20 protein-coding genes are annotated in these 19,279 nt (G+C 44.9%); 11 read left to right on the top strand and 9 right to left on the bottom strand.

What is annotated here, in order from left to right:
- Window positions 1-2: 2 nt before the first annotated feature.
- Window positions 3-431, bottom strand: coding sequence for a cyclic nucleotide-binding domain-containing protein (locus HQM11_13835; GenBank protein ID MBF0352108.1), 429 nt, complete (start codon window positions 429-431; stop codon window positions 3-5).
- Between the two features lie 645 nt (window positions 432-1,076).
- On the opposite strand from HQM11_13835, the gene HQM11_13840 reads away from it, so the two are divergent.
- From HQM11_13840 to HQM11_13865, 6 genes are all read left to right on the top strand, one after another.
- Entirely contained in the window at window positions 1,077-1,307 is a 231-nt protein-coding gene (locus HQM11_13840) for a hypothetical protein (protein MBF0352109.1), read from the top strand.
- The gene (locus HQM11_13845; GenBank protein MBF0352110.1) at window positions 1,295-1,504 is read left to right on the top strand and encodes a hypothetical protein; all 210 of its coding nucleotides are present in this window, start codon (window positions 1,295-1,297) and stop codon (window positions 1,502-1,504) included. The genes HQM11_13840 and HQM11_13845 overlap by 13 nt, the downstream gene beginning before the upstream one ends.
- A gap of 68 nt (window positions 1,505-1,572) precedes the next feature.
- The gene (locus HQM11_13850) at window positions 1,573-1,959 is read left to right on the top strand and encodes an ectoine synthase (protein MBF0352111.1); all 387 of its coding nucleotides are present in this window, start codon (window positions 1,573-1,575) and stop codon (window positions 1,957-1,959) included.
- Window positions 1,960-2,002: 43 nt separating this feature from the next.
- Entirely contained in the window at window positions 2,003-4,996 is a 2,994-nt protein-coding gene (locus tag HQM11_13855) for an amino acid adenylation domain-containing protein (GenBank protein ID MBF0352112.1), read from the top strand.
- A 22-nt stretch (window positions 4,997-5,018) separates the two neighbouring features.
- Window positions 5,019-6,326 carry a glutamate-1-semialdehyde 2,1-aminomutase gene (locus HQM11_13860; protein MBF0352113.1) on the top strand — a complete coding sequence of 436 codons (1,308 nt, stop codon included), beginning with the start codon at window positions 5,019-5,021 and terminating at the stop codon, window positions 6,324-6,326.
- A gap of 65 nt (window positions 6,327-6,391) precedes the next feature.
- The gene (locus HQM11_13865; GenBank protein ID MBF0352114.1) at window positions 6,392-7,513 is read left to right on the top strand and encodes a glycine amidinotransferase; all 1,122 of its coding nucleotides are present in this window, start codon (window positions 6,392-6,394) and stop codon (window positions 7,511-7,513) included.
- 180 nt (window positions 7,514-7,693) lie between these two features.
- Here HQM11_13865 and HQM11_13870 read toward each other — a convergent pair whose 3' ends face one another.
- From HQM11_13870 to HQM11_13900, 7 genes are all read right to left on the bottom strand, one after another.
- Complete coding sequence (locus HQM11_13870) at window positions 7,694-9,757, bottom strand: heavy metal translocating P-type ATPase (GenBank protein MBF0352115.1); 2,064 nt, start codon at window positions 9,755-9,757, stop codon at window positions 7,694-7,696.
- Window positions 9,758-9,921: 164 nt separating this feature from the next.
- Entirely contained in the window at window positions 9,922-10,518 is a 597-nt protein-coding gene (locus tag HQM11_13875) for a hypothetical protein (protein ID MBF0352116.1), read from the bottom strand.
- A gap of 25 nt (window positions 10,519-10,543) precedes the next feature.
- On the bottom strand, window positions 10,544-11,380 hold the full coding sequence (locus HQM11_13880; protein MBF0352117.1) for an MBL fold metallo-hydrolase: 837 nt from the start codon (window positions 11,378-11,380) through the stop codon (window positions 10,544-10,546).
- A 112-nt stretch (window positions 11,381-11,492) separates the two neighbouring features.
- Window positions 11,493-12,086, bottom strand: a complete 594-nt coding sequence (locus HQM11_13885; protein MBF0352118.1) for an HAD-IA family hydrolase — start codon at window positions 12,084-12,086, stop codon at window positions 11,493-11,495.
- Between the two features lie 91 nt (window positions 12,087-12,177).
- Window positions 12,178-12,963: an IS5 family transposase gene (locus tag HQM11_13890; GenBank protein ID MBF0352119.1), complete on the bottom strand. Its 786-nt coding sequence runs from the start codon at window positions 12,961-12,963 to the stop codon at window positions 12,178-12,180.
- Between the two features lie 336 nt (window positions 12,964-13,299).
- On the bottom strand, window positions 13,300-13,572 hold the full coding sequence (locus HQM11_13895; GenBank protein ID MBF0352120.1) for a type II toxin-antitoxin system RelE/ParE family toxin: 273 nt from the start codon (window positions 13,570-13,572) through the stop codon (window positions 13,300-13,302).
- Window positions 13,556-13,768 (bottom strand): CopG family transcriptional regulator, encoded by a 213-nt coding sequence (locus HQM11_13900; protein ID MBF0352121.1) that lies wholly within the window; start codon window positions 13,766-13,768, stop codon window positions 13,556-13,558. Before HQM11_13900 ends, HQM11_13895 begins: the two co-directional genes overlap by 17 nt.
- Window positions 13,769-14,114: 346 nt before the next feature.
- Here HQM11_13900 and HQM11_13905 point away from each other — a divergent pair, with 346 nt between their 5' ends.
- The 5 genes from HQM11_13905 to plsX all read left to right on the top strand — a co-directional run bounded on the left by HQM11_13905 (window position 14,115) and on the right by plsX (window position 17,580).
- Window positions 14,115-15,152 carry a 3-deoxy-7-phosphoheptulonate synthase gene (locus HQM11_13905; GenBank protein ID MBF0352122.1) on the top strand — a complete coding sequence of 346 codons (1,038 nt, stop codon included), beginning with the start codon at window positions 14,115-14,117 and terminating at the stop codon, window positions 15,150-15,152.
- 191 nt (window positions 15,153-15,343) lie between these two features.
- Window positions 15,344-15,652, top strand: a complete 309-nt coding sequence (locus tag HQM11_13910) for a ferredoxin family protein (GenBank protein MBF0352123.1) — start codon at window positions 15,344-15,346, stop codon at window positions 15,650-15,652.
- A 9-nt stretch (window positions 15,653-15,661) separates the two neighbouring features.
- Entirely contained in the window at window positions 15,662-16,192 is a 531-nt protein-coding gene (locus HQM11_13915; GenBank protein ID MBF0352124.1) for a DUF177 domain-containing protein, read from the top strand.
- Between the two features lie 147 nt (window positions 16,193-16,339).
- Window positions 16,340-16,522 (top strand): 50S ribosomal protein L32, encoded by a 183-nt coding sequence (gene rpmF / locus HQM11_13920; protein MBF0352125.1) that lies wholly within the window; start codon window positions 16,340-16,342, stop codon window positions 16,520-16,522.
- Window positions 16,523-16,551: 29 nt separating this feature from the next.
- On the top strand, window positions 16,552-17,580 hold the full coding sequence (plsX, locus tag HQM11_13925) for a phosphate acyltransferase PlsX (GenBank protein ID MBF0352126.1): 1,029 nt from the start codon (window positions 16,552-16,554) through the stop codon (window positions 17,578-17,580).
- Between the two features lie 175 nt (window positions 17,581-17,755).
- On the opposite strand, the gene HQM11_13930 is transcribed toward plsX, so the two are convergent.
- The gene (locus HQM11_13930; protein MBF0352127.1) at window positions 17,756-19,255 is read right to left on the bottom strand and encodes an amidase; all 1,500 of its coding nucleotides are present in this window, start codon (window positions 19,253-19,255) and stop codon (window positions 17,756-17,758) included.
- Between the last annotated feature and the right edge of the window lie 24 nt (window positions 19,256-19,279).

Below are 19,279 nucleotides of genomic sequence, written 5' to 3' on the forward strand. Positions count from 1 at the left end.
GATTAAAAGGTTTTCATAATTTTTCTGGAACCCTGAATGCATTCACAAAGGATAGTGATAATATTCAGTCCAACCTCCACATATTCATTGGCGAAATCCAGAAACGCGACAGCGTTTAAAGTCAGCAATTCGCTATCTTCATGCGCTATCATGGTTATTTTGCTTTCGTGAGGAGCCAGAATCGCCAATTGTCCTACGTATGCGCCACGGTCCAGCACCTCCAGACATTTTTCCTGTCCGTATATACCGATCTGTCCTGAGAGAACCAGAAACAGGTTTGTCATGGTATCACCATTCCGGATCAACACTTCTTCCGAGTAAACCTTCAATTCTTCAAACCGGATTGCCATTTCTCCCAGCATTTCATCAGAAATTCCGGAAAAAACCTGGATGTTCTTTAAATACAGCACACGTTCAATTATTGGTCTCATAGAATCCCTATATTTTGCTTTGATTTTCGTGAAACACTTCTGCTAAGTATCAGATCAAAAATCTTTCACCATTCTGAATTATTCCGTTTTCCTTAAAGGATCTCTCAGAGAGATGCCCTGACAAGAGCTGAATTACCATCACTGTTCTGTAACAATCCAGCGATTTGTGTTCCTTTTTTTACGTGTGAAATGAAACCATAATTTGATCCAATTCAATTTTTAGAAGGTTTGTGGCCATTTTCATTGTCACTATCCTGTAATACGGAAATTGACCGGCAATGAATTCGCGCCTGAAGGGATATCATGAAAGTGAATAGCCGGGAGAAAACACTGGCAATTGAGAGATAATTATGAAAGATAAGCGGACACACAAGAAGTTACGGCCTCCAATATCCGATTTGTCCCTGGCCACGTTGATGATATGGTGGAGTCGCGGAACCCATACCTTTCCAGTATCGCTTTTAAATGACAATTTGGTCATTCATTACGACGGACCACAATCCGAACGGTGGATGTCGTTGATTGGATACAACCACCGGAATCCGAACGGTGGATGTCGTTGATTGGATACAACCACCGGATCGAGGAATCCCTGGAGACCATTCTCGATGAATGCAAACACCGCGGTATCACAAAGGAGCATTTATGAATACAGCGACCATTCACATACCTGAAACATTACCCAGTGAGATAGTACAAGGATTGATTCAAGAATTTGAAAAAATGCTTGAATCAAAAGCTAATGAAGTGAATAGCCAGGAATGGGCGAACTTAGTCGAAAGTGAGCAATCTCAAGCATGGTTGGAAGCTATGGTTGCTCAAGTGGATATTGAACACAGCGCAGAGAAAACAGAGAAGGGTGGATGGAACAGATAAAATCTTATCGCTCATCTCAATTTAAAAAATCCTTTGAAAAACTTCCTTTATCTGTGCAAGAGCAGGCTAAAAAAGCCTACGCTCTTTGGAGCGATAACCCTTTTCATAATTCCCTTGAATTCAAGGTTATCAATAAGAAATTAGATGTTTATTCCGCAAGAATTAGCCTGAATTGGAGAGTGTTAGGACTTTTTTAAGGAGGCTTCCCCACCAGCGGTAGGGAACCACAAAATATTCGTAACGATTGGAAGAAAGGAGCAAGTATATGATTATTCGCACGTTATCCGATATTGAACAGACTGACCGTGATGTTGCCTGGGGGAATGGACAAAGCCGAAGATTTCTCATTGCCAGTGACGGAATGGGTTTCACGTTGACGGATACTGTCGTTCTGGCGGGTTCAGAATCAAGATTGCAATATCGTAATCACGTTGAAGCTTGTTATTGCATTGAAGGCGAAGGGGAAGTTGAGGTGGATGGTAAAATTTACCCGATCAAGACCGGCACAATGTATGCGCCAAATCAACACGATATTCATTATCTTCGAGCGACTAAGACAATGCGTCTGGTGTGTGTGTTTTCGCCTGCGTTACAAGGCCCTGAATCCCATCAACTGCAACACACAGACAATCCTTCCGCCTCAAGTTATTAACGGCATCGCTTCCGGGTTTCGCATGAATTTTTCTCAGACTTCAATGACTGATTTTATAGAGCTTGTTCGTACACAGGCTTCCAAAAATCCGCACAATATTGCCGTTTATCACCGTAATCAGATACTCAACTATGAACAGCTTGAGCGTCGTTCTAATCAACTCGCTCATTATTTACTGAGTCTGAAGATCCAACCTGAGCAGTTGATCGGTTTATGTCTGCCCCGTTCGATCCTGTTGACGGAGGCCATGCTTGGAATTCTAAAGGCCGGAGCGGCTTATGTGCCGTTAGATCCTGCTTATCCACGCAAACGTCTGGAAGACATGCTGGAAGACAGTCAACTGAATATTGTGCTCCTGAATGATGCCACCGATCATCTGATTTCATCGTTAAAAACCCTCAATTCTGAACTGCAAAAAATTCATCTGGCATTGAACTGGGAGATCATTGCGTCATTCCCTTCAACGCCTCCCGATATCACCTTCCGTGACGACCAACTTGCCTATTGTTTATACACATCAGGTTCCACAGGAAAACCCAAAGGGGTGCTGATGGAACACAAACCGTTGTCCAATTTAATCCACTGGCATCTTAAAAATCGTGTGACTCCCGCACGTCAATTGCAATTCGCACCTCTGAATTTTGACATTTCTTTTCAGGAGATTTTCGCGACCTGGTGTTCAGGTGGCAGTTTGTTTATCATAGACGATTCTGTCAGACGCAATCCATCCGCATTATTGGATTTTATCTGCACCCACGCCATAGAAAAACTCTATTTGCCATTTACGGCCCTGCAACAATTGTCTATTATCGCACACGACAGTGATCACTACCCTGTGCAATTGCGTGAGGTGATTACCGCTGGAGAACAATTGCAGATTACTCCGGCAATTCGGGAACTCTTTACACGTACCGGTGCCCGGTTGCATCATCACTATGGCGCAACGGAGTGTCAGGATGTTACCGCACTGGATCTGACAGGTGATCCGCAAGATTGGCCCTTACTCCCCTGCATTGGAAAAGCGATTGATAATATACAGATCCATATTCTGGATTCGCGGTTATCTCCGGTAGGCAGGGATGAAACAGGTGAACTTTATGTGGCGGGAGATGGACTGGCACGTGGTTATCTGCATCGGCCGGAACTGAATGAGGCTCGATTTATCAACACACCAGATATCGGACGCCTTTATAAAACCTGCGACAGAGCCCGATACGGCACCGATGGACAGATAGAATTATTAGGACGATCTGATCATGCGGTGAAAATTCGTGGATTCAGCGTGGAGTTGGGGGAGATTGAAGCGATTTTACTGCAACATAAAGATATAGATCAGGCAGTGGTAGTGGCACATCAAGATGATTCCGGTCATAAACGACTGCTGGCCTATGTGGTGTTACACAAAAACAAAATACTATCCACCCAGCAATTGCATGAACATCTGGAACAACGTTTACCTCAATACATGATTCCGGCAATGTTTATTCTCTTGGACGGCCTGCCTATGACGCCAACCGGCAAAGTCAACCGTGGTGACTTACCACCACCTTTTATGCAGGTGCGTCCGGAAGTGGATCACAGTTTTGAATCGGCACGTACCCCCCTGGAAGAAACCTTGACTACAATCTGGCAAAACGTGTTGAACATTGAACAGATCGGAATCCATGATGATTTTTTTTCACTGGGAGGAGATTCCTTTTTGCTGATTACATTATTCAGCACGATAAAGAATCAACTGGGAACGGATGTCCCACTGGCTGATTTGCTACAAGAACTCAACATTGCCGATCTGGCCAACTTATTACAGCATAAGGCCCCGCATCCAAGCCATACCGCTTTGTCAGTCAATGAACTACAGGGCTATGCTATCTGTCCGCTTCAATCTCAGCTTCCGGCAGTTACAGAACTGAATAAGCCAAAAAATATTTTATTAACAGGTGCGACGGGATTTCTGGGTTCATTCCTGTTACAGGAATTGCTGGAGAAAACCGATGCTGATATTTATTGTCTGGTGCGGGGCAAGGACCCCTCACAGGCGTTACAACGTTTGCTCGACAGTCAGAAACAGCGTGAGTTATCCCTTTCAACAGATTTCCACAAACGACTGCATGTGGTGTGTGGTGATATGGCCAAACCCCTTTTGGGGGTAACCCGAAAACAATGGAAGCATCTGACTGAACTGATTGACAGTGTTTATCATGCCGCGGCAAATATTAACATGTTATACCCTTATCCGGTACTTCACGCCATCAATGTTCAGGGAACACAGGAGATTATTAAGTTTTCCACGCATTCACGTTGCAAAACCTTGCACTATATTTCCAGCACAGCCATTTTTGAAGCTCAGGGATTTTTTCATCGACAACAGCCGATTCCTGAAAATATTGATATTCAGGAATGTGCCCGTATTTACGGCGGTTATGCTCAAAGTAAATGGGTTGCTGAAAAACTGTTGCATCAGGCTCGGGAAAAAGGGCTTGCTGTGAGTATCTATCGTTTGGGGATGTTGACAGGACACAGCCGTTCCGGCGTATCCAATATCAACGACATGATGTGCAAACTGCTCAAACAGTTTGTGGTACAAAAACGCATCCCTGAATTGACCACTCCACTGGATATGACTCCGGTTGATTATGTAGCTCAGGTGATAGTCCATTTATCACAACAGACTCCGGAAAATGGCTACTGTTTTCATGTTGTGAATCCTCAACCGCCTTCTTTTTTTGAATTATACCGGTTCTTCAACCAATTGGGATATCCTCTGCAAATGATCAATTATGCTCAATGGATTGATCAACTTGAAAACCTGTCACTGGATTCAAAGGAAAACGCTTTGGGAACGATGTTGCCCATTTTTACGGAAAGCGTTGAGGGCAAAACCTACCTGGAATTTTCTTCTTTATGTCAGAACTTTAATCATGATAATACTCACCTTGGATTAAGCAACAGTTCTATACGTTGCTCTGCGGTAACACCGGATTTGTTGTCAACCTATTTGAATTATTTTGTACGGCAGGGCTTTTTGAGCGCTCCCTAACAACCTCTTCTCGTGGATCTACATGCTGAATAAATCACCAAAATCGCGTGCTTTTTTCGAACGTGCGCAAAAAGTTATTCCTTATGGTGTCAGTTCCAGTCATCGTTACTGGGGCGATTATACCCCGGTATTGCAACGTGGAAATGGAGCGTATGTGTATGATTTCGATGGCAATCGTTATATTGATTACCGTCTGGGGTTTGGGCCTGTCATTCTGGGACACGCTCATCCTTACGTCAATCAGCGAGTCATGGAAGCGATCCAGCAGGGGGTTACATTTGCGGCGACCCAACCCTATGAAGTCAGTGTCGCGGAACGCATTATCGCTATGTGCCCGTTTGTTGACATGGTACGACTGGACAACACCGGTTCCGATGCGACACGGCATGCGTTACGCCTTGCCCGTGGTTACACCGGACGAGACCTGGTGGTAAAATTTGAAGGTGCCTATCATGGCGATTACGATTACATGTTATGGACCACTCCGGACAGCATGAAAAGTCAGGTAGGCAACCGCAACCGGCCAATTCCCCATAAAACCAGTTTGGGTGTGCCCGATCTGCTGGCGCAGTTGCTCCTGCCCGCCGTATGGAATGATCGCGAAGGGATCACCGCCTTATTGCAGGAAAAAGGTGATGCCATTGCGGCTATTATTGTTGAACCCATCCTGGCTAATGCCGGAGGTTTAATGCCTGCGCCAGGATTTCTGGAATTTTTACGCACACAATGTGATCAATATGGCATTGTCCTCATTTTTGATGAAGTCAAAACTGGATTTCGGATTGCACCTGGTGGCGCCAGTGAATATTTTGGCGTGATTCCGGATATTGTCACCTATGCCAAAGCAATGGCCAATGGATATCCTGTCTCTGCCGTGGGCGGAAAACGCAAGATCATGATGGCACTGGCGCCTGGCAAAGTCGTTCATGCGGGAACCTACAACGGAAACGTCGTGGTCACTTCCGCCGCTGACGCAACCCTGGAATATATGCAGACTCATGATGTATTTGGTCATCTCAATCAGATTGGCCGGCAACTCATGGATGGACTGGGCGAAATTCTTTCCCGCCACAGTATCCCGCATCATATCCATGGAGTGCCCGCTTTATTTGGATTGACGTTGTCCACAAACAATCCCACGGATTGGCGTCAGGTGGTGGATACCAATCTGGAGTTATCAGAGAAACTCCTCATGGAATTGGTCAATGCCGGTATCATGACTGATTCTGATCCCCAGCAAACCTGGTATGTGTGTGACGCCCATACCACCGAGGATATTGCCGAGACACTTGATAAATTTGAAATTGCCTTACGCAATGCAAAGAATTAATTGCGTAATATTAATAAAGTGATGATCACCCTTGATTTTTTAATAATGCAAAGAGGAGTTAACAAATGAGTGTTGCTGTCAACAGTTATAATGAATGGTCCCCCTTAAAGGAAGTCATTGTAGGTTCGGCCTATAACTACACATTGCCGCCGATTGATCAGTCCTTCAAATTATTTTATCATGATCTGATCAATCCCAAATTCCCTCTCGAAGGCACACGCGTACTCAAGCAACAATATGTCGAGGAATTGGAGGAGGATCTCAATAATCTGGTCGCGGTTTTTGAACAACTGGGAGTCAAAGTACACCGTCCTGCACAATTGCCTGAAGCCTCTGTCATTCGCACGCCTTACTGGGAATCAACCGCGTTGGCCGCACTGAATATCCGTGATCAGGCGATTATCGCTGGTAATGAAATCATTGAAACCGCTCCGATGCTACGTTCCAGATATTTTGAAAATGATTTGCTCAAACCTGTTTTTTACGAGTATTTCAAGGCCGGTTCCAAATGGACACTGATGCCCAGACCGATGATGCTGGAAAAATCGTTTGATTTATCCTATGTGGCGCATCCTGAAGAGGGTATTAAGAACGCTTATGATATTAATAACCTTGCCCGTGATTACCCACAGCCGTCTTCTCCCTACGATATAGGATACGAATTGCTGTTCGATGGCGCTCAATGTATGCGTTTTGGTGAGGACTGGATCGTTGATGTTTCCAACTACAACCATGAATTGGGTTTTCAGTGGCTTCAACGACATTTTGAAGGAAAAATCAGGATGCACAAACTGGATAAAATCACTGACAATCATATTGATACCACCGTGATCCCTCTACGGCCAGGCACTCTGTTAATGCGCTACCCCCAGGATGTCAAAAAATTGCCTGCGGCCCTGCAGAAATGGGATATTCTGTATATCCCTGAGCCCGATATGAAAAACTTTCCCCAATACGATGACGATGATTTGGTGTTATCCAGTAATCTGATTGATGCCAATGTATTTTCAGTGGATGGCGATAAAATGATTGTTAATTCCTTGTACCCTGAATTAATCAAGTTGCTTGACAAACACAAATTTACCACCATTCCGGTACGCCATCGCCATCGCCAACTGGTGAGTGGCGGTTTTCATTGTTTTACCCTGGATACCGTTCGGGCCGGTGGCATGGAAAAATATTTTTAACGAGTCACCTCATATTTAAATTGCACGGGTTAAGATTCTTTTTGAAATCATGTCATCCTGAGTTGGTCAGTGCATGTTAGGGGTACTGACCAATGTTCAGAAGGATTTTCCAGCAAAGAATTTCTAAAGAGGATGACTTGTGGGTATTGGCGAAGAGGTTCCGGGTTTCAGTCCCAGGCGTCACGCGGAATGGGAATCTTCCTCCACCAGGAGCTCTGATGATTTCTGACGATTCTTCATGAGAGGAAGCATCGCATTGACAGATCCTGCGCCCACACTGGTTATAAACAAAATCACCGAAGCCAGAATTTTGAAGTTAAACAGGAATATTCCGGTAATTCCGATGGCACCGGGAATGATGGCGGTTAAAAAACCATGACGTGTATTGTCAGCCATTTCCGTAGCCAGTTCAAACAGAGTCGGAACATGTTTCAGCGTATGATCCATCAAAACGATACCGGCAGTATCCAGGGCCGCAGTCGATGCACCCTGAATGGAAACCGACACATTAGCCGTTTTTAAGGCGACTGTGTCATTGATGCCATCCCCTATAAAACATATTGATTTTCCCTGTAGTTGAAGTTCCTGAATAATTTTTGCTTTATCCTGGGGCAATACTTCTGAAAAATAATGCTCAATGCCTAGCTCCTGAGCCAGTTTGCGGGTAGGTGCTTCATGATCTCCGGAGATAATATAGGTGGCGAGTCCCAGTTCCTTGAGTCGCCCGATCACAGATTGTGCTTCAGGACGTAAGGAAACATGGAGTTCCAGAATGCCAATCAATTGCTGGTTGCAGGCCACATACACCAGTCCGTAACCATTGTCTTCAGCCGTTTGTCGGATTTTCTGAACCAGTGCGCCGGGAGAGAGTGAGATCGCTTCGTTCGTCATAAAACGCTCACTTCCCACATGAATCTGAGCGGTTCCCACTTTCACCTTAATGCCGTACCCGATTTCATAAAGAGCATCCTCAATCTCCGGTATCATGATCTGGCACGCCTTAGCCTGTTTGACAATGGCTTTGGCAATGGGGTGTGACTGTTTATGTTCTGCCGCCGCCGCATATTGCAGAATCACTTCTTCCGGTTCATCATTCAGGAGGTAAATCTGACCCACTTGAGGCTCCTCCAGGGTCAGGGTTCCCGTCTTGTCAAACACAACCGTATCCACGTCCTTTAATAATTCCAGACAGCGTCCATCCTTCACCAGAATCCCCTGCTCGGACGCAAGTCTCAGATAATTCAATACTCCCAGGGGAACCGTCATTCGGGTGGTCTCCATAAAGTTACAACTGACCATGGCTGTGGCACTGATCGGTCCCATCATCGCCCATGTCACCCCACCCATCGCAATGGTTGGACCTGCCAGCATATCCGCGAACTGGATGGTTCTGGCTTCCACAGAGGACTTGAAATCAGCCGTATTCTGTAAAATCCTGCCGATCTTGGCCGCCGAGGTTTCACTGGCTTCATGAACCACCTTTACCTGAATTTTTCCGCTAATCACCATCGTGGCGGCAAGCACGGAATCACCGGATACTTTTTCTACCGGTTGAGACTCTCCTGTCAGAATATGTTGATCGACCGAAGCAAAGCCCTGCACCACGATCCCGTCAATCGGAATCATTTCACCAGCCTGAAGGATAATGATATCTCCCGACTTCAGGGTTTCAAACGGAATTTCGATCTCTGTCCCTTCCTTGAACAACCAGACAAATTGAGGCTGCTGACCAAAAATATTTATCATTTGTTTTTTGGACATATCCTCTGTTTTGAGCAACAGTTTGTTGCTTAAAAAAAAGGCAATGGATGCCAGTGATCCAATCCAGTAATATCCGGTAGCAAAGGTTCCTACGATGGCAATGCTGTCCACCGCACTGGCTCGAATCCGTTTTTCATGTATCAGATTATGAAAGGTGTCTTTGAATATGGGCAGGCTGACATAGATGAGCAAGGGCAGGGTAATCAGATTGATGGGCGTATAAACCAATGCGCCCAGTGTTGCTGTTCCCAAAGTAACGCCAGCGACTTTTATATAATGATCGAGTTCCTCCTCAGTCTCCTTATGGGACAGAACCTTTGAAGATTCCGGAATGATTGGAATGTTCGGTTCTTGTTCTCCGGAATCGGATAAAGAGAGTTTTTCAGAAACCAGAATGGGCTTGGAGGTTGGGTTTTCGCCTTCTTTGTAGGCGGAATATCCGGCATAAGCCAATCCGCCTAAAATCAATATTGCTGGAAGCATAGCAGGTTCTCCCTAAAGTAAAGGTACATCAGATGCTTTTAACGCTTGATACGGGATATGTATTTCTTCCAAATCCTCAATTCCCAATTCAATGTCAAGTTGATGATAGGCCTGGTATAAGATTTGTGGTCCCAAATAGGATCAACCCCGTTTTTTAAGGGTTTCTACACATGTTTATACACGGGTGTCATATCGAGCGAAAGTTTGATGAGTTTGTTTTTCAACTGGTTGAGTTTGATGAATTCCTGTCCCCATTTGATCAATTCTGTAGAAAAGATTGGATCAAAGCCCAGCCGACTGCCCACATATCTGAAATAGTCCACTTCTTCGCGTGTCAAGCGGTCATCCGTGATCACCACTGAAGCCAGATACATGATCAGTTGAGAGGCTTTGGTTCGGCTGGTTTTAAGAATTTCCAGTTTGGGTTTTTCCTTTCTCTGGATGAACGACATGATGCGGTTCAGCATGGCTTTGTCTTCAATGAAGGCGAGCAGATATTTCAAATAAGTGATTTCATTCGGCGTGATCTTGCCATCAGCACAGACGACTCCTACAATCGCATGAGCAAACCACTCTTTTTCATGGTCATCCAGAAGCTTGATAAATTTTTGAAATACGATTTTGTTGACATCCACTTCGTCATTTGTCTTTTCATGCATGTTCCCGTAAATCATTTCCATGCCTTCAATGATTTTCTGCAGGGTCTTGTTATCATTTTCAACGTTTTTAATGTGCTGTAATTCTTCAGGGGTCAGGCTCATAGAATTCTCTCTGCGCAATAGCGGTTTACTGTGAATTTTTGTGTTGAAGACGCTCAAAATCGCTCGGATCATGCGAACAAAACAGATCCACTTCTCCGGGATGTTCCTGTTTTAATTGTCTCAACCGTTCCACATTGGCCCTTCGTGTGTCACGGTCCATCACGTTGAATTGCTGGAGTATCGTCAGAACCGGTGTGCAGTGGGGATGCGTTACGGAAACCTCCGCATGATAAAAATAAGCATCGCCGCAATGGAACAACCAACCATTGTCTGTCTTGACCGCAATTCCTGAATGTCCCGGAGTGTGACCGGCAAGGGGAACGATCAGGATTTCGGGCAACTTATCCTGAAGGGCCTGAACCGCTTCCAGTCCGAACCACTGTTCCCCATGCAACGAACGGGGGTCCCACACAGGATGATGATTCCACTGAAGGCGCCGATAACGCAATAACTGCATGAGTCCCGGTGAGACAACGCCCGTCTCATATTCTGTTTTGAAAATGTGAATCTGCGCCTGGGGGAAATCCGCAATACCACCGATGTGATCGAGATCCAGATGGGTCACAATGATATGCCTGACATCACTGGCCTTAAAACCGAGAGTCTCCACCTGTTTCAAGGCGGATTCTTCAGGTTTCAGCGCGGGTAGCAGCATTTTGAGATTCAATCGGCCAATTCGTTTTTCGGGCTTCAGAATATCCTGCATTCCGATGCCGGTATCCACCAGAATCAATCCTTCGTCACTTTCAATGAGCAGACAATGACAAACCAGGTGGGCTTTGGCGAACAAGCCGCCTGAATCATTGACCAGAAAACGTCCACGCACACACATGGTACCGCAATTCAAATGATGTATTCTCATGTGAAACTCTCTGCGAATGTTATGGAAAAGAGGCTCTTTTCAAGGGAGCACGGTTTTTAATGCTGAAGGGTCAATTTGGCTGTTGATCCGGAGTTCAACATGTTCGTTCATCCTATCGCTGAATCCAGGGACGAACATCCACCACATGCATCCCCGCGGAACGGGCCGCTTGCAGTCCGGCCTCCGCATCTTCAAACGCCACGCATTTTTCAGGGGCAATCCCAAGCTGTTTTGCCGCTATCAGAAACACGTCCGGTGCGGGTTTGGGAGGACACGTGCCCCGTGAACTGATCACCGCGTCAAAGAAGGCCAGAATTCCGATTGCCCGCAAGGAAGCTTCTGCGGATTCTTTGGTGCTGCCTGTCGCAACGGCCATGGGGCGTTTTCCATAAAAACAGCGCACAATGTCAACCACAAATGTTACCGGGCGCAATTCACTGGCAGGCAGACTGTGGAAACAGGCATCCCGTTCCGCGGCAAGAGCACCGATATCCACGGTTTTTCCCTGTTCAACAGCCAGACGCCGAATGATCTCATCTACGGGAACACCGGCCCATTGATAAAATCGGGTTTCAGTGAATTCCAACTGGTGACGAGTCATAACAGTATTCCACGCCTGGTAATGCAAGGGCATTGAGTCAACCAGGGTGCCATCGCAATCAAATATCAAACCTTGATATCCTCGGGGTAATTGCCATTCAGACATAGCATTCCTCATCTCGACAGTGGTAAGTTCTCAGCGTTCAGTTTTCAGTTTTTTTGTAAGCGTTCAGCTTTCAGAAACCTTTTTGTAAAAATTAGATATATTTTCTGACAGTAAGCCGAATCATGGCAATTCGTACCATGTTTTCAGCAGTTTCAATAAGAATTTCAAAGTCTTTAGCAAGTCGTCGGAATCCTCCAAACCAGGCGAGAGTTCGTTCAACAATCCAACGTTTGGGTAAAATGGTCATTTTCCCATCGTTGGAGTTTTTGGGTTGATCCTTGACGGTTTTGGAAATATCAAGGCGTTTTCCCAGTTGTTCCCGGACAAAGTCCACGGAGGTTCCCTGGTAGCCGCCATCGGCGGAAAAAGCGTCAAGCGAAGGATAACGTTCCAGCGCTTCCTGGAAGACACGGCATCCCTCCACCGTGTCGGATTTATTGGCGGCATGTACGATGATATGGAGCAGGTTTCCCAGAATGTTGACACAGATATGGCGTTTGCGGCCTTTCACTTTTTTCCCGCCGTCAATGCCACGATCGTCGCTATCATATGGGGTTTTCACACTTTGGGAATCGACGATTCCATAGGAAGGTGTGGCGGAACGCCCTTGTTTTTGACGGGCAAGGGAGTTGAGAGCATCCAGGATTTTTTGCCATGTTCCATTCCGACACCACTTGCGATAGTGGTCATAGACCGTTTGCCAAGGCGGAAAATCATGAGGAAGATACTCCCATTGACAACCCGTTTTGTTGATATAAAAGATGGCATTGATAATCGTTCGTCGGCTGTGAATATGGGAAGACCCCCGACCATCCTTGGGACGGAGAAAGGGTTCGATCACGGACCATTCGGCATCGGTAACGTCGCTGGGATACATAGTACCTCGTAGGGAGTAGGTTGGAAATACCCCCTTTATACCATCTTTATGACAATTGATGAAGAATCTAAAAAATAACTTTTTTTTTACCAAAAGGCTTCTTATAGAAAAGTGTCAGCTCATATCATTCAAGGAAAAGAATCCTTTTTCATTCATACATTGACTAACTTGATTGGAACACAAACAGATTTATTGGTAATATCCCCTGAGCACGACGGAATCTGTGCTATGGGAGATTTTTCAAGGTTGAATATTCAGGATTTTGTCAGGCAAACAAAAGATATTACGGGGGTAAGATATTTAAAAATGGTTGAGAAACCTTTTGTATGAGATGATTCAACTTTTTTTATAAACTTCTCTCCTATGTCCTACCGCAATGACTAATACAATGAGTTTTTCATCAAAAATTTCACAAAGAACCCGATAATCACCAATCCTATAACGCCAATATCCGCTTTTGTCACCTTTTAACGGTTCTCCAAAGTGGCGTGGATTTTTGCAATCTTCTATTCGTTCACTGAGAAAATCCAAAATCCGTTTTTGGGTGGAACGATCCATTTTTCTGATTTGCTTTTCGGCAACGGTTCCGATTTTAATTTTCCAACCCAAGTTCTTTCCTTAATTCCGCTAATGATTTTGTGGTTTTTTGTTGAGATGTTGCTTTTTCCACTAAGGCTAAATCTTCTTCATCTTCCAGCATTCTTAGAATAGCATCTCGAACGATGGAGCTTTTCGTTTTACCTTTGGCTACCGCCAAAGCGGATATTTGTGCTTCGATGGTTGAATCAAGACGCAAGGCAATCATAAATAATCCTTTAACAAAAGTTATACAGTGTTATACAAATAGTAGATTCTTTGATTTTGGTAATCAAGATGTTTTTGTGAATCTTTCCTTTTGCTGAAAAGAAACGTGACAAATGAAAACATAAAAATTACCTTGTTTTATGTAACAAAGTAGTAAACATTATAGGAACAGTTTTAAACTAAATTTTGGATAAATTGAACGAAATCAATGGTTTTGTGGAAGATATTTTTTGTTTTGTCAAATCCAGTCGCTCCGACCATTTTTTCCTTCCTTGTTCACGTTCCTTCCCAAACTACCAAGTTCCTTTAACATAGTTCTTGATTCACGTTTTATCAGGAAAATCCACATGAGACCAACAAGTGATTTGCACGTTACAGGCACAGAACCCATCATCACGCCAACACATTTAAAAGCTTCAGTTCTGATGAGTGAGACCGCTAATTCCACGGTCATAACCTCGCGAGAAATCGTTGAAAATATCCTTGATGGTAAAGACCGACGTTTGCTGGCGGTCATCGGCCCCTGTTCCATCCATGACGTGGATGCCGCGATGGATTATGCCAAACGTTTGAAAAAACTGGCTGATCACATTCAGGACCGAATTTTTGTAGTGATGCGGGTATATTTTGAAAAACCAAGAACCACGGTAGGCTGGAAAGGCCTGATCAATGACCCTGATCTGAATGAAACCTACAACATTGACAAAGGTTTGCGCCTTGCCAGAAAACTGCTCATCGACCTCAATGAAATGTGCTTGCCGACGGGCACTGAAATGCTGGATCCCATCACCCCCCAGTACATTGCGGATCTCATTTCGTGGAGTGCCATCGGAGCCCGCACCACAGAATCACAGAAACATCGTGAAATGGCCAGTGGTCTATCCATGCCTGTGGGATTCAAGAATGGAACAGACGGAGGACTTGCTGTAGCCGTTAACGCCATGAAATCAGCAAGAGAACCGCATCATTTTCTGGGAATTGATGAACAAAGCCGGGTAGCGATCATTAAAACATCAGGCAATCCCTACGGGCACATCGTATTGAGAGGTGGTTCACAAGGTGACAATTATCACCGGGACGCCATCAAAATTACAGAATCAGAATTGAGCAAAGCCGGACTCCGCACAACAATAATGGTAGATTGCAGTCATGCAAACTCCAATAAAGATCCCTTTAAGCAAGAAACAGTACTCAAAGATATCACGTCCCAGATTGTGGCAGGAAACCAGTCTATAATCGGATTCATGATAGAAAGTAATCTATATGCGGGCAATCAGGAAATTTCACCTGCTATGAAATATGGCGTGTCGGTAACGGATAAATGTCTGGACTGGGAAAATACAGAAAGAATTCTCATTGAAACATGGAAACAAATCCAACGATAATCAGGTTTAGTTACAAACCTTGTTTTGGCATTGATGCTCTGTCTGCACATGAATATCTACGGGTAAATTGCAGTAATCTATCTCATAAAAAAAAACTTGTGTTTCAAATGGTCTCATTGCATTTTCTCCGTCTTGTCAGTTGCGACTGCTCACATAATTATGCAGGATAATTCTTTATATCAGGAGGTTTCATGGCTTATATTGTTACCGCATATTGTGAAAACTGCCGTTACACAGACTGCGTGGAAGTGTGTCCGGTGGAAGCATTCCATGAAGGCCCCACCATGCTTTATATCAATCCGGAAACATGCATTGACTGTAATGCCTGTGTGGAAGAGTGCCCCGTGGAAGCGATTTATGCCGATGTGGATTTACCAGCACAATGGGAGAGTTACACCCAGTTGAATGCTGATAAATCACAGGAATACCCGGTGATCACAGAGAAAAAAGATCCATTGCCTACCGCAAAGACACTGGAACAACTGAAGGCCCAGGGGTAATATACCCTTATGCAGTTGCAGGTAAAAATTCATGATCTTTCTCAAGAAGAACTGGTGCTGGAGGCCTTTCCCGCACCTTCAGATTATGAACGCATTCAGGAAGCGATAGGACCGCAAAAGGAGCCATTCCACTACATTCTTAAATTGTCCAGACAGGGGGATAGAATCACACTCAATGGGCACATGTATGGTCATTGGAAGTTGATTTGTGATCGTTGTCTGAGTCCATATCAATACGATCAGGAAGAGATATTTCAGACACAGTTTCTTCCAGAACAGGAAGTCCCGGTTGAGAGCGAAACAATATTGTCACTGAATGATCTGGAAACAGAGTTTTATCAGGGCGATTGTCTGGATCTGAAAGATCTTCTTGAAGATCAAATACTTCTTGGAATTCCTTTTAAAAAACTGTGCACGGAAGAATGTCTTGGTCGTTGTTCCCGTTGTGGAATTAATCTCAATGAACAGCACTGCGAGTGTTCCCGCATGATTGATCCAGATCATCCGTTTGCCGCCTTATCACAATTGATTCAGAAATAGTTCCGCAAAGGTTTTAAGTTGGATAACCTTTGTAGCTATTGAAGAATATGTTTTCTTCATTCCAGAAATACTGATTGAAGATTTATTTTTTTATCACGAGAATGACGTTTATTCTCTTTAACACACCATAATAAACATTGAGGTCCTATGGCAGTACCTGAGAAGAAAATTTCCAGAAAACGCAGAAATCAGCGACGCGCTCACATCAAACTGGAAACACCCGGATTATCATCCTGTACCAATTGCGGTGCAACCATTCAACCCCATAGAATCTGTCCTGAGTGTGGTTATTACAAAGGAATTCTAATCACAGAAGTCGACAATTATTGATTTGGATAAAGTTCCGATAAAGGTTGATTATGTGGATTGCTGTTGACGCAATGGGTGGCGATACGCCGTTAACCATACCCGTAGAAGGTGCGGTTCGTGCTATCAATGATTTTGATCTCAACGTTGCTTTGGTTGGACAGGAAACCGCGATCCGTCAGGAGTTGCAGAAATATTCCTACGATCCTTCCAAAATTAAAATCATCCATTGTGATGAATATGTACGGATGGAAGAATCGCCGGCTGTTGCGTTACGCCAGAAAAAAAATTCATCCATTCGAGTTGCTATCGACAAGCACAAAGCTGGCGAAGTGGATGCTGTTGTGAGTGCCGGACACACAGGTGCGTCTATGGCTACGGCTAAAATGGTATTGAAATCGCTCAAAGGCATCGATCGTCCCGCTATTATCGCGGTCATGCCCTCCAGCAAAGGAAACTTTGTTCTTCTTGACGTTGGGGCGAATACCGACTGCAAGCCACATTACCTCCTCGAATTCGCACTCATGGGTGAAGCCTATTCCCAGGGTATTCTCCATAATCCCAATCCACGGGTTGGACTGTTGAACAATGGTGAAGAGGAAGGCAAGGGCAATTATCTCGCCAAGGAAACTTACAATCTCCTTAAAGAAAGTACTTTGAACTTTGTGGGAAACATTGAAGGCAAAGCCATGTTTAAAGGCGAGGCCGATGTGGTGGTTTGTGATGGATTTGTAGGAAATGTCACTTTGAAAGTAGCCGAAGGTACGTTTGATCTGATCAAAACATTCTTACAGGAAGAAATCACCAAATCATTTCTGGCCAAAATCAGTTATCTGGGAATGAAACCTATTTTTAAAGCACTCAAAGAACGTGCGGATTATAAGGAAATTGGTGGAGCCCCTCTGCTGGGTGTGAATGGAACAGTGATTATCTGTCATGGCAGTTCCTCAGCCACCGCCATTCGGAATGCGGTCAAACATGCTCATGATTGTGCGACAGTTGGACTCAATGACATGATTGCCAAGTTGCTCAATGCCAACCAGCAGTTGATTGAAAAGGCCATCAACCTCCCTCAATCATAAACTTCTCTCATCCTGTTTTTCCATTTGTCAGCCATCCTTAAAATGGATTCTTCCCTGGTCATTTGATGAATCTCATCCAGGGGAATCCATCTCAATTCCAGTGATTCCTCGTTTGCGGAAAAGGCTTCACTGGAAGATATCAACGCGAACCGCACATCTATGTGACAGCGATGAGTTATGACGCAAAAACAGAAGGATGTTTATTAAACCATGGTTGTGCGGCTTCAAGTTTGGCGGCCAATCGAAGCAACTTGGCATCTTCTCCGAATTTGGCAATAAACTGAACGCCAACTGGAAGTTTGTTCAAAGTCCAGTGCATCGGCACCGACATGGCGGGTTGACCGGTCAGATTTGCCAATTGGGTGAACGGAAGTTTACTGAAATTTCTGTGTGCCACCTGTTCCACAACGCCTGCTTTACGAAGAATTTGCCCTGATCCCAGCCGGTTAGCGAGTTTGATCCCCATAGATTCAATCATTCCAGGCATCAGTTCTCCAATTTTCACAGGAGGTGTCGCCGTTGTTGGAGTGAGTAAAAAATCATATTTCTGGTGAAATCTCCCCATAACACGGGCAAATGTATTCCAATGATGTTTGGCTTGGACAAACTCAGCAGCAGAATAGGCTTTTCCCAGCATTGCCAAGGTCCAGGTAGAGGGTTCGACATCTTCTGGAACAGGTTTACGTCCAAGTACCGTTTCCAATGAATCCACTTCAACTGCAACCTCGGCGCAATTCATCATCAGATAAACTTTTGCCAGCAATTCTCCGTCATATTCCGGAGCGGCTTCCTCAACTTCGAAACCCATAGTCTTCAATATATCAACGGTTTCAAGAACAGCCTTGACGCAATCAGAATTCACAGGTGTTTTCAAGGGAGATTGTGTCGTATAGGCAATTTTCCAACGACCGGCCCGGCGTTTGATTTCTTCCAGATAAGGACGCAACGGCGGGGCAATCACATAGGGCGCACCAGCATCAGCCCCATGAATCGCATCCAGCATGGCGGCACTGTCTCTGACGGAACGTGAGATCACATGTTCCACGGCGGCACCCTGCCAATTTTCACCAAGATCAGGGCCTGTCGGAACTCTCCCCCGTGTGGGTTTCAGGCCAAACACGCCGCAACACGATGCTGGTATCCGAATGGATCCGCCGCCATCTCCAGCAGATGCCATGGGCACCATCCCCGAAGCAACAGCCGCGGCAGAACCCCCACTCGAGCCACCGGGAGTATGGAGGGTGTCCCACGGATTTCTGCTTGGTCCAAACAATTCAGGTTCTGTGACACCCATGATTCCAAATTCAGGAGTGTTGGTTTTTCCAAGAATGATCACACCCGTTTTTTTATACCGGGTCATAATCTCGCTATCATAGGTGGGGACATAATGCTTGAGAGCCTTGCAGCCTTTTGTCATGCGTACTCCGGCATAACTCGAACTCAAATCCTTGATCAGAAATGGCACGCCCCTGAATGGTCCGTCTGGCAATTCCTGTTTTGCCTGTTTCTGGGCCTGTTCAAAAATCTTGGTGACCACAGCATTTACACGGGGATTGATCTTTTCGATGAAATACATCGCGGTCTCCACCAGTTCAGCCGGAGAAACTTCCTTTTTTTTGATCAGTTCAGCCAGACCTGTAGCGTCATAATTGGAATATTCCTTAAAGATAGCCATAATGTTCCTTGAGCGTTTGAGAAT

This window comes from SAR324 cluster bacterium (assembly GCA_015232315.1).
Taxonomy (GTDB): Bacteria; SAR324; SAR324; order SAR324; family NAC60-12; genus JADFZZ01.

What these genes read in the sequence shown, in the direction of transcription:
- HQM11_13845 (MBF0352110.1), top strand. Translation starts at nt 1,295, where the DNA reads ATGGAACAGATAAAATCTTATCGCTCATCTCAATTTAAAAAATCCTTT.
- rpmF (MBF0352125.1), top strand. Translation starts at nt 16,340, where the DNA reads ATGGCAGTACCTGAGAAGAAAATTTCCAGAAAACGCAGAAATCAGCGA.
- HQM11_13905 (MBF0352122.1), top strand. Translation starts at nt 14,115, where the DNA reads ATGAGACCAACAAGTGATTTGCACGTTACAGGCACAGAACCCATCATC.
- HQM11_13850 (MBF0352111.1), top strand. Translation starts at nt 1,573, where the DNA reads ATGATTATTCGCACGTTATCCGATATTGAACAGACTGACCGTGATGTT.
- HQM11_13885 (MBF0352118.1), bottom strand. Translation starts at nt 12,086, where the DNA reads ATGTCTGAATGGCAATTACCCCGAGGATATCAAGGTTTGATATTTGAT.
- HQM11_13835 (MBF0352108.1), bottom strand. Translation starts at nt 431, where the DNA reads ATGAGACCAATAATTGAACGTGTGCTGTATTTAAAGAACATCCAGGTT.
- HQM11_13855 (MBF0352112.1), top strand. Translation starts at nt 2,003, where the DNA reads ATGACTGATTTTATAGAGCTTGTTCGTACACAGGCTTCCAAAAATCCG.
- HQM11_13930 (MBF0352127.1), bottom strand. Translation starts at nt 19,255, where the DNA reads ATGGCTATCTTTAAGGAATATTCCAATTATGACGCTACAGGTCTGGCT.
- plsX (MBF0352126.1), top strand. Translation starts at nt 16,552, where the DNA reads ATGTGGATTGCTGTTGACGCAATGGGTGGCGATACGCCGTTAACCATA.
- HQM11_13840 (MBF0352109.1), top strand. Translation starts at nt 1,077, where the DNA reads ATGAATACAGCGACCATTCACATACCTGAAACATTACCCAGTGAGATA.
- HQM11_13870 (MBF0352115.1), bottom strand. Translation starts at nt 9,757, where the DNA reads ATGCTTCCAGCAATATTGATTTTAGGCGGATTGGCTTATGCCGGATAT.
- HQM11_13890 (MBF0352119.1), bottom strand. Translation starts at nt 12,963, where the DNA reads ATGTATCCCAGCGACGTTACCGATGCCGAATGGTCCGTGATCGAACCC.
- HQM11_13910 (MBF0352123.1), top strand. Translation starts at nt 15,344, where the DNA reads ATGGCTTATATTGTTACCGCATATTGTGAAAACTGCCGTTACACAGAC.
- HQM11_13900 (MBF0352121.1), bottom strand. Translation starts at nt 13,768, where the DNA reads ATGATTGCCTTGCGTCTTGATTCAACCATCGAAGCACAAATATCCGCT.
- HQM11_13915 (MBF0352124.1), top strand. Translation starts at nt 15,662, where the DNA reads ATGCAGTTGCAGGTAAAAATTCATGATCTTTCTCAAGAAGAACTGGTG.
- HQM11_13860 (MBF0352113.1), top strand. Translation starts at nt 5,019, where the DNA reads ATGCTGAATAAATCACCAAAATCGCGTGCTTTTTTCGAACGTGCGCAA.
- HQM11_13865 (MBF0352114.1), top strand. Translation starts at nt 6,392, where the DNA reads ATGAGTGTTGCTGTCAACAGTTATAATGAATGGTCCCCCTTAAAGGAA.
- HQM11_13880 (MBF0352117.1), bottom strand. Translation starts at nt 11,380, where the DNA reads ATGAGAATACATCATTTGAATTGCGGTACCATGTGTGTGCGTGGACGT.
- HQM11_13875 (MBF0352116.1), bottom strand. Translation starts at nt 10,518, where the DNA reads ATGAGCCTGACCCCTGAAGAATTACAGCACATTAAAAACGTTGAAAAT.